The organism is Natrarchaeobius oligotrophus, from assembly GCF_003841465.1.
Lineage (GTDB): Archaea > Halobacteriota > Halobacteria > Halobacteriales > Natrialbaceae > Natrarchaeobius > Natrarchaeobius oligotrophus.
Genome location: NZ_REFZ01000006.1, coordinates 198,297 through 212,288, shown reverse-complemented (window position 1 = coordinate 212,288; position 13,992 = coordinate 198,297). Strand labels below are relative to the sequence as shown.

At 64.9% G+C, this 13,992-nt stretch carries 12 protein-coding genes; 2 read left to right on the top strand and 10 right to left on the bottom strand.

What is annotated here, in order from left to right; translation table 11 throughout:
- Positions 1-39 precede the first annotated feature (39 nt).
- Together EA472_RS10945 and EA472_RS10940 are read right to left on the bottom strand one after the other, a co-directional pair.
- Positions 40-1,245, bottom strand: a complete 1,206-nt coding sequence (locus tag EA472_RS10945; RefSeq protein ID WP_124191550.1) for a TIGR04347 family pseudo-SAM/SPASM protein — start codon at positions 1,243-1,245, stop codon at positions 40-42.
- Positions 1,242-1,586, bottom strand: a complete 345-nt coding sequence (locus EA472_RS10940) for an Htur_1727 family rSAM-partnered candidate RiPP (RefSeq protein WP_124191549.1) — start codon at positions 1,584-1,586, stop codon at positions 1,242-1,244. Before EA472_RS10940 ends, EA472_RS10945 begins: the two co-directional genes overlap by 4 nt.
- A gap of 206 nt (positions 1,587-1,792) precedes the next feature.
- On the opposite strand from EA472_RS10940, the gene EA472_RS10935 reads away from it, so the two are divergent.
- Positions 1,793-2,902, top strand: coding sequence for a TIGR04053 family radical SAM/SPASM domain-containing protein (locus tag EA472_RS10935; protein WP_124191548.1), 1,110 nt, complete (start codon positions 1,793-1,795; stop codon positions 2,900-2,902).
- A gap of 416 nt (positions 2,903-3,318) precedes the next feature.
- Here the strand turns inward: EA472_RS10935 and EA472_RS10930 are convergent, their stop codons facing one another.
- The 3 genes from EA472_RS10930 to EA472_RS10920 all read right to left on the bottom strand — a co-directional run bounded on the left by EA472_RS10930 (position 3,319) and on the right by EA472_RS10920 (position 7,248).
- Entirely contained in the window at positions 3,319-5,142 is a 1,824-nt protein-coding gene (locus EA472_RS10930; RefSeq protein ID WP_124191547.1) for an acetyl-CoA carboxylase biotin carboxylase subunit, read from the bottom strand.
- A gap of 205 nt (positions 5,143-5,347) precedes the next feature.
- On the bottom strand, positions 5,348-5,701 hold the full coding sequence (locus tag EA472_RS10925; protein ID WP_124191546.1) for a hypothetical protein: 354 nt from the start codon (positions 5,699-5,701) through the stop codon (positions 5,348-5,350).
- Between the two features lie 2 nt (positions 5,702-5,703).
- A complete protein-coding gene (locus EA472_RS10920; protein ID WP_124191654.1) occupies positions 5,704-7,248 on the bottom strand; it encodes an acyl-CoA carboxylase subunit beta in 1,545 nt (514 codons plus the stop codon).
- Positions 7,249-7,506: 258 nt separating this feature from the next.
- On the opposite strand from EA472_RS10920, the gene EA472_RS10915 reads away from it, so the two are divergent.
- Complete coding sequence (locus tag EA472_RS10915; RefSeq protein WP_124191545.1) at positions 7,507-8,781, top strand: ABC transporter substrate-binding protein; 1,275 nt, start codon at positions 7,507-7,509, stop codon at positions 8,779-8,781.
- Between the two features lie 227 nt (positions 8,782-9,008).
- Here EA472_RS10915 and EA472_RS10910 read toward each other — a convergent pair whose 3' ends face one another.
- The 5 genes from EA472_RS10910 to EA472_RS10890 form a co-directional block, all read right to left on the bottom strand.
- Complete coding sequence (locus EA472_RS10910) at positions 9,009-9,713, bottom strand: ABC transporter ATP-binding protein (protein ID WP_124191544.1); 705 nt, start codon at positions 9,711-9,713, stop codon at positions 9,009-9,011.
- Positions 9,713-10,588, bottom strand: coding sequence for an ABC transporter ATP-binding protein (locus EA472_RS10905; protein ID WP_124191543.1), 876 nt, complete (start codon positions 10,586-10,588; stop codon positions 9,713-9,715). Before EA472_RS10905 ends, EA472_RS10910 begins: the two co-directional genes overlap by 1 nt.
- Positions 10,581-11,912, bottom strand: coding sequence for a branched-chain amino acid ABC transporter permease (locus EA472_RS10900; RefSeq protein ID WP_124191542.1), 1,332 nt, complete (start codon positions 11,910-11,912; stop codon positions 10,581-10,583). The genes EA472_RS10905 and EA472_RS10900 overlap by 8 nt, the downstream gene beginning before the upstream one ends.
- The gene (locus EA472_RS10895; protein ID WP_124191541.1) at positions 11,909-13,048 is read right to left on the bottom strand and encodes a branched-chain amino acid ABC transporter permease; all 1,140 of its coding nucleotides are present in this window, start codon (positions 13,046-13,048) and stop codon (positions 11,909-11,911) included. Before EA472_RS10895 ends, EA472_RS10900 begins: the two co-directional genes overlap by 4 nt.
- 144 nt (positions 13,049-13,192) lie before the next feature.
- Positions 13,193-13,987 carry a metallophosphoesterase gene (locus tag EA472_RS10890; protein ID WP_124191540.1) on the bottom strand — a complete coding sequence of 265 codons (795 nt, stop codon included), beginning with the start codon at positions 13,985-13,987 and terminating at the stop codon, positions 13,193-13,195.
- Between the last annotated feature and the right edge of the window lie 5 nt (positions 13,988-13,992).

Here is a 13,992-nt window from a genome sequence, read left to right as displayed (position 1 = left end):
GTTTAAAGTGTAAAATTTACCAAACCGTCGCCGAGATAATTACGTCGCGGACTCGAACGCGAGTTCGCCGAAGATTTCGTCCTCGTCCAGATAGCACTGCGGGTCCGGAGCGAACGGATCACCCGTCGTCGCGAGTGCCCGAAGGCGGGATCCGCCGCGACAGATCGATCGGTACCGACAGGTCCCACAGCGCCCGGTCAACCGACCGTCCCGGTCGCGTATCGCGCGCAACAGGGGATTCGACTCGTCCTCCCAGATGTCACCGAACGGCCGATCGCGTACGTTCCCCAGGCTGTATCCCTGCCAGAACTGAGTGAGATGGACGTTGCCCCGATAGTCGACGTCGGCGATCCGTTCTCCCGTCGGATCGCCGCCGTTTCGCTCGAGAAATCGGTAGACTGCCCGGGCCCGCTTCGCGCCGAACCGCCGACGGGCGTACTCGACGAGAAACGCGGCATCGGCGTAGTTGCCGACGAGCAGCGTTTCGATCTCCTCGCCTCGCTCGTGGTAGTCGACGGTCGTGTCGCAGAGCCGTTCGACGGCCGCCCGCTTTTCCGTCGGCGAGAGGTCGGCGTCGACGATCTCGGCCCCGCGTCCGCCGTAATCGAGGTGGTAAAAGCAGAAGCGATCGAGCCCGACGTCGACGAGGAGGTCGACGACGTCTTCGAGGTCCGACGCGTTCGCCCCCGTGATCGTGTATCTGAGTCCAGTCTTGAGTCCGGCCTCGAGACAGTGTTCGATCCCGCGGATGGCAGCCTCGAACGCACCGTCACGGCCGCGAAATCGGTCGTTTCGATCGGGCATGCCGTCGACGGAGATGCCGGCGTACCGGAGCCCGGCATCCCGGAGGGCAACGGCCTTCTCGCGGGTGAGCAGGGTGCCGTTCGACGAGAGGACCGGGCGTACTCCGGCCTCTGTGGCGTAGGCGACGAGTTCCACAAGATCGTCGCGCACGAGCGGCTCGCCGCCCGAAAAGAGGACGACCGGAACGCCGTACTCCGCGAGTTCGTCCAGAAACCGCTTCGCCTCGACCGTCGAGAACTCGCCAGCCGTCGGCTTCGTTTCGGCCGCCGCATAACAGTGCGCGCAGGCGAGGTTGCACCGCCTGGTCGCGTTCCAGACTACCACAGGCGCTCGCTGTCTCTCGCTCGAAATCTGGTGTTTCGTCGACCCCGCAGCGTCGTCGTAGCGCAATCCGTCCCCCTCGGCGTCGAGATCGCAGAGCAGCTTGCTGATCGAAATCACGATCGTTCACCCGCCGATTCGACGGTCGGTTCGACGCTCGAGTCGTCCGTGGAGGCTGTTCGGTCCCTCGAACTCGGCGGCGTTTCGCCGCCCGAATCGGATCCGAGCTCGCGCGTCGAGTATCGGTCGACGTCGGCCGCCGGACAGAGCCACACGTCGACCGCTTCCCGGCCGAACAGTCGCGACGCCTGTTCGTGCGCCCCCGCTCGCTCTTTCGCCGCGACGCTGCCGACGTGTCGCATCGGCCTGGATCGGTCGCGCCGGACGAACACTTCCCACTGGGGCCACGGATTCGCGCGATCGCCGGATTCGATCCGCGATCGACGTTTCGTTTCGCCCATACGTAGCCGTTCGAATCGGAAGCGATGACGGTTCCCCACGCTCCCGATCGGTGGGAACACCGTAGCCAGGAGCCGAACGCGTTCGCCACGTCAACGCTTTGCCGAACCGGTTCCGTACGGAACACCCGAGGCGAACGTCTTCCCGTCTTCCCGACCGGCGGGAACCAGGGGACGATTTTCACTCGAGATCCGCCGAGAGCCGAACGATGGATCTCGATACCGCCAATCGTCCGCTCGTACTCATCTGGGAGCTTACGCAGGCCTGTGGGTTGGCCTGTGATCACTGTCGAGCCGACGCTCGTCCGGGTCGTCACCCGGACGAACTCTCGACCGAGGAGGGAAAAGCGCTCCTCGAGGACACCGCTGGGTTCGGCGACGGCCAGCTCGTCGTGCTCTCCGGCGGCGATCCGCTCGTTCGTGACGACGTCGAAGAGCTCGTCGCGTACGGGACCGACCTCGGGCTCAGGATGACGATCACGCCGAGCGGAACGCGGTCGGTGACTGCCGACCGTCTCGACCGACTGGCAGACGCGGGACTCGCGCGGATGGCGATCAGCCTCGACGGAGCCACGCCGGCGGCCCACGACGCGTTCCGTGGCGAGCGGGGGAGCTTCGACGAGACGATTCGCGCCGCGAGGGACGCCCGGGACGCCGGGATTCCGGTCCAGGTCAACACGACCGTCTGTCGCGAAACGCTCGGACAGCTCCCCGCGATCCGCGCGCTCGTCCGCGAGATGGGGGCCGTCATGTGGAGCGTCTTCTTTCTCGTCCCCATCGGACGCGGTCGGCTCCTCGAGTCGATCGATCCGGCCGAGGCCGACGCGGTGATGGCGTGGCTCGACGACGTCAGTGAGCGCGAACCGTTCGGTCTCAAAACCACCGAAGCACCGCAGTACCGACGCGTCGTCGCCCAGCGCGCGTCACGCACGACTCGATCCGAGAACCGGACGAACGTCGAACGGCGAACCGGAATCGTCGCCGGGGACGGTTTCGCGTTCGTGGGCCACACCGGCGACGTGTTCCCGTCCGGCTTTCTGCCGTCGTCAGCTGGCAGCGTTCGCGATCGGTCGATCACGGAACTGTATCGGAGGTCGCCGCTGTTTCGCTCGCTGCGAAATCGGGACCGGCTCGAGGGAAAGTGTGGCGTCTGTCCGTACCGACAGCTCTGTGGCGGGAGTCGATCGAGGGCGTTCGCCCGCACGGGGAATCCACACGCGAGCGATCCGCTCTGTCCGTACGTTCCGGACGGGTACGAAGGACCGCTGCCGTGGTCAGATCGGCGCGTCGGAACGGACGGGACGGTTGCCGACGATTGACGATAGTCTGTGACCGACGGCTGACCGCGCTGTAGCTACGGACGGACGGACGTCGAGCGAATCGAAAATCGGTGTGGGAGGGGATCGTCGACCGACCGACCACGTACCACCACGCGGAAGACTCACACGCGTCGGCCGACGAGATCGCCCTCCGCGACGGCGGTGCAAACCGTCGTTTCGACGAGCCGTCGATCGTCCGATCGACGGTCACCGTTCCTGGTGGTCTCGACGCACGCGGTTGCCGAAGGGAAATCCTGTGGATTCGACCGAGGGTCGCCGCGAACGAAGACGAATCGGCCGAGTTCGCGGCGTCTTCGGAACGCGTGCAACTCGACGGTTGGACCGACGGTGCTTCGGTGTGTTGCCGAACGGATTCGTCGGCTCGCTCTCACTGCCGTACCAGCGGACCGGCCGCGTCACTCGAGCACGACCAGCGTATCGCCCATATCGACGCTATCGCCCTCGGCGATGGCGATCTGTGTGACCGTTCCGCCCCGGGAGGCGACGATGTCGTTTTCCATCTTCATCGCCTCGAGCACGACCAGCACGTCGCCGGCGGCGACCTCGTCGCCTTCGGCGACGGCGACGTCGAGTATCGTTCCCTGCATCTCGGCGTCGACCGTCTCACCCTCGCCTGCGAGGTCGCTCTCGTCGCTCTCGCCGCCGGCGGGTTCGGGCGGGCCGGCCGACGGGTTCGACTCGCCACCGGTCGGAATCGCGGGCGCGCCGTGTTCCTCGAGTTCGACCTCGAAGCGCTTGCCGTTGACCTCGACGGTGAACTCGCGCTCGACGACCTCGTCGTCTTCGCCGCTGTCGCCGCCGACGTCGCCGCCCCACTGTGCCTGCGCCTCCTCGATTCGTTCGTCCGCGAGCTCGTCGTCGAGGTACTTCGTCGTGTGCGTGCTCGAGACGAACGTCTCGTCGGTGAGCATGAGCCGGTGGAACGGAACGATCGTCGGAATGCCCTCGATCTCGTACTCCCGGAGGGCGCGAAGCGAGCGCTCGATACACTCGTCGCGATCCTGGCCCCAGACGATCAGTTTCGCGATCATCGAGTCGTAGTCGGTGACGAGTTCGTCGCCCTGCCGGAGTGCGTCGTCGACGCGGACGCCGATTCCGCCCGGCGGATCGTACGTCTCGAGGGTGCCGCCGGTCGCGGGCGCGAAGTCTCGGGCGGCGTTCTCGGCGTTGATCCGGAACTCGATGGCGTGGCCGTCGAACTCGACGTCGTCCTGTGCGAAGTCGATCTCCTCGCCCGCCGCAATCTCGATCTGGCGCTTGACGATGTCGATGCCGGTGATCTCCTCGGTGACCGTGTGCTCGACCTGGATCCGCGTGTTGACCTCGAGGAAGTAGAAGTTCGTCTCGGGACCGAGCACGTCGGTCCGGTCTGGATTTTCCTCGACGAGGAACTCGACCGTGCCCGCGTTGGTGTAGTCGGCGGCGGCGACGCCGCGACGTGCGGCCTCGCCGATCGCCTCGCGGAGGTCGTCCGACAGCGCCGCCGACGGCCCTTCCTCGATGACCTTCTGGTGGCGACGCTGGAGCGAGCAGTCGCGCTCGCCGAGGTGGCGCACGTTGCCGTGTTCGTCGGCGACGATCTGAACCTCGATGTGTCGCGGTTGCTCGAGGTAGCGTTCGAGGTAGACCGAGTCGTTGTCGAAGTAGGCCTCACCCTCGCGTTTGGCGCTTTCGAGTTGGTCTTCGATCTCGTCTTCGCTTCGAACCACTTTCATGCCGCGGCCGCCGCCGCCGCCCTCGGCCTTGATCGCGATGGGGTAGCCGTACTCCTCGCCGAAGGCCACGACCTCCTCGGGTTCGGTGACTGGATCCGTCGTTCCGGGGACGATCGGCACGTCGGCGTCGTTCATGATCGTCCGAGCTTTGGTCTTCTCGCCGAGCGCTTCCATCGCGTCGCTCGAAGGGCCGATCCACGTGAGCCCGTCGGTGGCCTCCACCTTGCTCGCGAACTCGGCGTTCTCCGCGAGAAAGCCGTAACCCGGATGGATCGCGTCGGCGTCGGCCTTGCGCGCGGCGTCGATCACCGCCTTGTGATCGAGGTAGGAGTCGGCCGCTCGAGCCGGACCCACGTTGTACGCCTCGTCGGCGTACCGGACGTGGCCCGCATTTTTGTCGGCTTCAGAGTAGATTGCGACGGTCCCCACGTTGAGCTCCTCGCACGCCCGCATCACTCTGACGGCGATTTCACCGCGATTCGCGACGAGAACCTTCCTGAACATTCCTTGTAGAAACGTCACGAGGCGGCTACCTTACTTTTTCGCAACTGGTTCGATCGGCTGATACGGGCGTCCGCGAACGCGCCGATAACCGCGTCGCTACGCCGGGGAGCGTTGGGCAGACCGACACCGGCGGACGTCGCCCGAGTCGCGCGAATCGAACCGGCGACGGTGGTCGCTTCGGCGGCGGACGGCGAACGCCGGTCGGTTAGAACCGATCCGTTCGACCGGCGGCCGTCCACGGGTCGCTCGGCGCGTCGCGGGGAACCCGGACGTGACGCTGCTTCTGGGCTCGCATCCGGCCGCCGAACGCCCACCGTCGGTCCTCCCACCGCTCCTCGTCGTCGGCCGCAGCAGCTGCGGCGGCCGCCAGCGCGTGATCGTGGAGGTGCGCGCCGATGGCCGCGGCGATCGCGGCCGCCTCCTCGTCGTCGGCGTCGTCCGGTAACTCGAGGCTGACGTCGCCGGCCAGGAGTTCGTTCCCCGCTCGGCGGGCATCGGTCCCGTCCTCCGACGACGGTCCGTTCGGCTCCGTCGGCTCCGCTCGTTTCTGAGATGGCATCGTCACAACGGAATGTTGCCGTGTTTCTTGTCCGGGTTCTGTTCGCGTTTCGTCTCGAGCATCTCGAGGTCGGCGATCAGGCGCGGTCGCGTCTCCGTCGGAACGATGACGTCGTCCAGGAATCCCTTGTCGGTCGCGGTGTAGGGGTTTGCGAACTCCTCGCGGTACTCCTCGATGAGTTCGTCGCGCAACTCGTCGGGGTTTTCCGCCTCCTCGAGTTCGTTGCGATAGAGGATGTTGACCGCTCCCTGTGGGCCCATGACGGCGATTTCGGCGGTCGGCCAGGCGTAGTTGACGTCGGCTCCCAGGTTCTTCGAGGCCATGACGCAGTACGCACCGCCGTAGGCCTTGCGGGTGATGACCGTAAGCAGCGGGACGGTCGCCTCCGCGTACGCGTAGAGGAGTTTCGCCCCGTGACGGATAATTCCCCGGTGTTCCTGGTCGGTTCCGGGCATGTACCCGGGGACGTCGACGAAGGTGACGATCGGGACGTTAAACGAGTCACAGAACCGGACGAACCGCGATCCCTTCATCGAGGAGTCGACCGTGAGCGTTCCCGCGTTGACCCGCGGCTGGTTCGCGACGATGCCGACGGAGCGCCCGTCGAGTCGCGCGAAGCCGACGGCGAGTTCGTTCGCGAAGTTGTCGGCGACCTCGAAGAACGAGCCCTCGTCGACCACCGAGTCGACGACGTCGATCATGTCGTAGGGCTTTTGGGGACTCGAGGGAACGATTTCCGTGAGTTTCTCGTCGCGGCGGTCCGGATCGTCCCAAGGGTCGACCCGGGGCGGATCCTCGACGTTGTTCTGGGGGAGATACGAGAGCAGCCGTTTGATGTCGTCGAGCGCCTGCTCTTCGGACTCGCAGGCGAACTGCGCCACGCCGGTTTTGTTCGCGTGGGTCATCGCCCCGCCGAGTTCCTCGTGGGTAACCTCCTCGCCGGTGACGGTCTTGGTGACGCCGGGACCCGTGATGTACATGTGGCTCGTCTCTTTCACCATGAAGATGAAGTCGGTGATCGACGGCGAGTAGACTGCGCCACCGGCGCACGGTCCCATGATCGCCGAGATCTGGGGGACGACGCCGCTTGCCTCCTGATTCCGTCGGAAGATCTCCGTGAAGCCGGCGAGGCTCTTGACGCCCTCCTGGATGCGCGCGCCGGCGGAGTCGTTGAGACCGACGATCGGCGCGCCGACCTCCATCGCCATGTCCATCACCTTGCAGATCTTCTCGGCGAAGACCTCGCCCAGCGAGCCGCCGAAGACGGTGAAGTCGTGTGCGAAGACGAACACCGTCCGGCCGTTGACCTCGCCGTAGCCGGTGACGACCCCGTCGCCGGGGATCTTCTTTTCCTCCATGCCGAACTGGCTCGTCTGGTGAGTCCTGAGTTGGTCGAACTCCGTGAAGGTGTCGTCGTCGAGGAAGTAGTCGATGCGCTCGCGGGCGGTCATCTTCCCCTTCTCGTGTTGTCGCTCGATCCGATCCTCCCCGCCGCCCAGAAGCGCCTCCTCGCGACGTTTCTCGAGCTCGTCGATTCGATCCTCCATCGTCATAGTCGCCCTCTCCCTTCGGCGTTCATCGGGGGAAGAAACGGCGAGGCAAATGAAAAACGTTCTGCAATTCGGAACCGAGTGTTGATTCGGTGTCTCGATCGAACAGTCGTCTCTCGTTCGTCTCCGGATCTTCGAACGGTGATATTCGGACGAGTGTCGATGCTCGTTTCACGAACGTTCGGTACGAGAACGCGTTCGACCCCCATTCCACACACAAACGCTTTATAATTACCCTCTCCATATACCTCTCGTATGGCACGGCATGTCAGCAGACGAAGGGTGCTTGCTGGAATCGGTGCAGGAACAGGGATGGCAGTCGCAGGCTGTCTCGACGACGGCGGCAACGGAAATGGGAACGGTAACGGTAACGGCAACGGCAACGGAGCCGCCGACGACGAAGCCGACGTCATGGTCGGGACGCTCTTGCCGGTCACCGGTGACCTGGGCAGCCTCGGGGCGCCGATCAACGACGCCGCGATTCTCCCCGGGACCCAACTCGAGGACGAGGGCGTCGCCTACGAGATCGATATCCGCGAAGAGGACACGGAAACCGACCCGCAGGCGGGAATCGCTGGCGCGCAGTCGCTGGCCGACGCCGGCTATCCCTCGGTGACGGGTGCGGCGTCGTCGGCCGTGACGATCGCCGTCGCGGAGGACATCTTCTTCCCGAACGAGGTCGTCGGCATCTCGCCTGCGAGTACGTCGCCGGACATCACCGATATGGAGGGAGACTACCTCCTGCGGACGGCACCGAGCGACGCCTGGCAAGGGGAGGCGATGGCCGAGATCGCGTACGAAGAAGAGGGTGCCGAGACCCTCTCGACGTTCTTCCTGAACAACGATTACGGGCAGGGTCTGCAGGATACGATCGTCGAGAACTTCGAGGACCTCGGTGGGGAGGTCTACGAGGAAGTCGCTTTCGAGGCCGAACAGCCGTCGTACGACTCCGAACTCCAGAGCGCGCTCGGGGACGACCCCGACATGCTGGTCATCATCGGCTACCCGGACAGCGGCGAACAGATCTTCCGGGACTACTACATCAACTTCGACAACGACCACACGATCATGGTTCCCGACGGGCTGCAGGATAACTCGCTGCCCGGAAACGTCGACAATCCGATGTCGAACGTGATCGGAACGGCACCGTCGGCGCGCGGACCGGAAGCCGAAACGTTCAACGACATGTTCGAAGACGCCTACGGCGATTCGCCGGGGGTGTTCACCGGACAGGCCTACGACGCCACGGCGATCCACATCCTCGCTCAGCTGCGGGCCGGAGACCTCTCGGGCTCCGCCGTGAGCGCGGAGATTCGCGAAGTGGCGAATCCCGACGGTGAGGAGATCGGTCCGAGCAACCTCGCCGACGGCCTCGACATGGCGGCAAACGGTGAGGAGATCCAGTATCAGGGTGCCTCGAGCATCACCAACTTCGACGACAACGGCGACATGGAAGCCGTCACGTACGACCTCTTCGAGTTCGACGAAGACGGCTACCACATCACCGACACGATCGAGTTCGAGGCGTAGACGACCGCGGTCATCTTTCGTCACAGCGGGTGGGAGCGGCGTCTCGGGAACGCCGATCGCGAACGGACGGACGGCAGTCGTTCGAGCGGTTCTGAAATTCTCGGACCGGTTCCGAATCCCTCGAGTAGTCCCCGTCCGTTCGAATCTGGGCGATCGCGTTGACTGTCCCTGGCGACGGATCGACACGCCGGAGTTCGGGTACCGGCGCGTTCCGAACGACACTCGAATCAGCCGCCGAGGAAGTCCTGGCGAACCTGCTCGTCGCCGAGCAGCGCGTCGCCGTCGTCCTCGTACCGATTCTGGCCCTGCACGAGGACGTAGCCGCGATCGCAGCGACGCAGCGCCTCTTTGGCGTTTTGCTCGACCAGGAGGACCGCCGTCCCATCGTCGTTGATCTCGTCGATCCGGTCGAACATGTCGTCGACCAGGTCGGGAGCGAGTCCGGCGCTCGGCTCGTCGAGCATGAGCAGCTTCGGCTCGAGCATGAGCGCACGTCCCATCGCGAGCATCTGCTGTTGGCCGCCGCTCATCGTCCCCGCCTTCTGCTCTCTGCGCTCGTCGAGGATCGGGAACCGGTCGAAGACGGCCTCGAGGCGAGATTCGGGAACCTCGTCGAGAATGTACGCCCCCATCTCGAGGTTTTCCATGACCGAAAGCGAGGGGAAGACGTTGTCGTTCTGGGGGACGTAGCCGACGCCGGTCTGGATGATATCCTCGGGACGGTAGCCGTGGATCTCGTTGCCGTCGAAGACGATCGAGCCACCCATGTAGTTCGTCAGTCCGAAGATCGACTTCATCACGGTCGACTTTCCGGCACCGTTCGGGCCGACGATGGTGACGTACTCCCCGTCGTCGACGGTGAGATCGACCCCCTCGAGGATCTGGAGGTCGCCGTATCCCGCGTCGAGTTCCGAAACGTCGAGCAACGCCATCAGACGTCACCTCCGAGGTAGGCTTCGATGACGTCTTCGTTGGCGGTGATCTCCTCCGGCGTCCCCTCCGCGAGAACGGCTCCCTGGTGCATGACGATGACGTGTTCGCAGTGGTTCATAATGACGTCCATGTCGTGCTCGACGAGCAGGAACGTGTAGCCCCGATCCTGCAACTCGTGGATGTGCGAGAGCAGTTTCTTCTCGAGCGACGGGTTCACGCCGGCCATCGGCTCGTCCAGCAACAGCATCTCGGGATCGGTCAACAGCGCTCGCGCCATCTCGAGCAGCTTTCGCTGTCCGCCCGAGAGGTTGCCGGCGTACTCCCCGGCGAGGTGATCGATCTCGAAGAACTCGAGCATCTCCCAGGCGCGATCTCGGATCTCCCGCTCCTGTTCGACGACGTCCCGGCGGACGATCGGGAGGACGGACCGCCACAGCGACTCCCCCTGCTGGTCTTTCGGTGCGAGCATCATGTTTTCGAGGACCGTCATCTCGGGGAGTTCGCGCGCGATCTGGAACGTCCTGACCAGGCCCTGATTCGCGACCTGGTGTGGCTCCCGTCCCGTGATGTCCGTCCCTTCGAAGACGACGACGCCGTCGTTGGGCGTGTGGACGCCGGTGATGCAGTTGAACGTCGTCGACTTTCCGGCGCCGTTCGGGCCGATCAGCCCGGTGATGCTGCCTCGTTCGACCTGGAAACTCGCCCCGTCGACGGCGGTGATACCGCCGAAGCGCTTCTCGAGGTTCTCCACCCGGAGGATCGGTTCGTCGACGGATCGCCGGTCAGGCGTCTCGTCGGCCGATCGGTCCGATTTCTCCGTCGCTCGTTCCGTGGAGTCGACGTTCGCGTCCGCGGTTGCGGTGGTATCACTCATCGGGCTCACCTCCGTCGGTCGCGGTCGGGCGACGCGTGATGTCCGTCGCCGCCGCGAGTTCCTTTCGGTGACCCAGCAATCCGTCGGGCTTCCAGATCATGAGCAGGATCAGGACGACGCCGACGAGGACGAACCGGAGTTCGTCGAGCGTTCCGATGACGTAACCGACGAAGGGAAGCGGGTCCCCCGATCCGAGTGCGACGACCGCGTCGTAGATCGTCTGTGGCGGTCGAACGTCGACGTTGGCCCGGACGATGGCCCTGATGAATCGCGGCCCCTGCCAGAGGAAGGCGGCGAACGCGAACGCTCCGACGATACTACCCGTGTTCGATCCGGATCCGCCGACGATCAGCGCGACGAAGATGTAGAACGTGACGATCGGCATGAAGCTGTCCGGATTGACCCGACTCTGGCTGCCCATCCAGAGGATGCCGGCGAGGCCCATCAGCGCGCAGCCGACGACGAAGACGGTGATCTTCACGCGGTCGGTGTTTTTTCCGAGCGATCGGGCGGCGAGTTCGTCCTCGCGGATCGCCTTGAGGACGCGACCGAACGGCGAGTAGGCGATTCGGGTGAGCAGGAGGTAAAACGTGATGACGAACAGGATCAACACGCCGGTGTAGAGTCCGCCATCGATGATCGACGACTGAATGCCGACCATCCGCCCGATCGCGTAGAGCTGATCGCCGGCGAAGCCGATGACGGGACGCTCGAGTAGCCACGGGACCACGCTGTCGACGGGCGTGTAGCTGATTCCGCTTCCGCCGCCGGTACCGTACTCCGTGTCACCGATCTCGACGGATCTGAGTGATCCCGACAGCAACGACAGTCTGATGATTTCCGAGAGGCCGAGCGTGACGATGGCGAAGTAGTCGGCTCGGACCCTGAGGGCGGGAAGCGCCGCGATCAGGCCGACGAGGCCGGCGGCGATCATGCCGCCGACGACGCCGATCGGAATCGGCAATCCGAGCCCCGCGGGCGAACCGTCGGGCGATGCGGTTAGAAACGCCATCGTGTAGACGCCGACGGCCATGAATCCGGCGACGCCGATGTTGAACAGTCCCGTGTAGCCCCAGTGCAAGTTCAGCGCGAGGACGACCAGCGCGTAGACGGCGGCGAAGAACGTCACCTGTCGCATGAAGCCGACGGTTTCGTTGAGGCCGACGCCGGTTAGCAATCCGATCACGCCGAAGGCGGCGTACGTCGCGGCGACGATGCCACCGATCAGCAACAGATCGGAGAGCCACTGCGGTCGTTCGGTCGCCTCGCTTCGCTCGCCAGGGGTTTCCGCCACGCCGTCGTTCGAATCGGGCGCTTCGCTCATGCGGTTTCCACCCCGCTAAACAGGCCGTCGGGCCTGAAGATCAACACGATGATCATCAGCGTGAACGCGGCGATCTCGTTCAGGTCCGACGGAATCCAGACGAGCGAGAGGTTGATCGTCAACCCGATGACGAGCGATCCCGCGAGCGCGCCGTAGATCGAACCGATGCCGCCGAGGATGACCGCGGCGAAGATCAACAGCAGGAGGAACCAGCCCAGGTTGATCGTGATCTGGCCGCGGTCGAGGACGATCAGGTAGCCGGCGACCCCGGCCAGCCCGGAGCCGATCACCCACGTCGCGAAGATGACCCGTTCGGTCGGAATGCCGGTGATGAGCGCCAGATCCTTGTTGTCGGACATCGCCCGCATCGACTTGCCGAGTTTCGTGTACTGCAACAGCAGGTGAACGCCGACGATCAGCGCGAGCGCGGAGATTACGAGCGTGGCCTCGTGGAGATTGATCGTCCGCTCGGCGAGAAACGCCGGCAACTCGAGTCCGACGATTGCAACTAACTCCGCCAGCTCCGGCTGTGGCGGCGACGCGACGACGATTCGCGTGTCGGTCGTGTAGACGAACGCGATCAGATATCGCAGCGCGAGCGCGACGCCGACGCTCGCGATGAGCAGCGGAATACCGCCGGCGTCCCGGAGGCGTCTGTACACGAGTCGATCGATGAGCAGCGCGACGAGGATGGTCACGAGCGCGGCGACGATCAGCCCGAGCACGATCGTCAGCGGCGCCGACAGGACGTCCATTCCGACCGCCCCGGGCTGGGCACCGCCGTCGGCTCGAAGCAGCAGGCGGCTGCTCAGGTCCGCGACGCCGATCCCGCCGATCAGGTACGCGACCGTCCACCCGGAGAACGCGCCGGTCGTTATCAGATCGCCGTGCGAGAAGTTCGCGAATCGGAGGATACTGTACGTCATCGACAGGCCGATCGCTGCGAGCCCGATGTACAGCGAGTCCACGATACCGTTCCACGTGTAAGACAGCAGTCGTCCGAACGGCAGTTCGTTGAGGAGGATCAACCGAATCAGATCGAGAGCGAGAATTCCGATCCCGAGCAGCAGGATCCCACCCACAGCCTCCTGTGCCGTCAGGTTCGACAGTCGATCCCTTCCGTTCCCTGTACTCATACGTCCGAGTGTTACACCGCGAGTTGAAATAGTTCACGACAACATCTGACATGGTGAAACCGGACCGCAGTCGCGGTCTGATCGATCCGCGAAAACTAAGTATAGCGGACGAAACCGTCGGAATATAGACTCCCTGCAACGGTCTCAGACCGAATCGTACGGTCCAAGCCTGGTTCCGTCGAGCAGGTACGCTTGACCGTCGGCGAGCCCGTCGGGAACGAACGGCGAGAGAAACGACTGGCCGGGAACGTTCACCCACGTGCCGCCGACGAGGTCGTTGAACGCCGGGAAGACGATCAGCCGGGGCGGTCGGCAGCCCTCGAGCCAGGCGAGATCGCCGTACCCGGTTCGATCGCGAAACGGAGCCGGATCGATCCGACCGCGCAGCCACGCCCGTTCGACGCGACTGCCGCCGACGTCGTCCTCGAGACGAACGCACGGGTGCTCGTGACCCACGCAGACGACGTCGCTTTCGAGGACCGCCGGCGCTGGCCAGGTGTGCCCGTGACAGATACCCAGCCTCCCGATCGCGGTTCCCTCGCCGGACGTGACGGTGACAGCGGCTCCGTCCACGTCGCCGAGCCACGTTTCGATCAACCCGTCGTGGTTTCCCTTCGCGACCGTCACGTCGACGGCGAGCGACTCGAACAGCACCTCGAGTTCGCCGCGTTCGGCGCCACCGGGGTCGCCGATCGAGTGCATCAGATCGCCGAGGACGATCAGTCGGTCCGGCTCGGTTCGGTCGACGAGCGCGAGGAGTCGCTCCCGGCGCTCCGGTGCGCGACTCGGGACGTCGACGCCGCGTTCGTACCGCAGCCCGGCCTCGTAGCCGGCGTGGTAATCCGCGATCAGGAGCAGCACCTGACCGTCTGCGCTCGCGGTCGCCGCGGGTTCGCCGGGGATCGGTTCGACGCGTACGCCGGCGGAGTTGTCCGACATCAGGT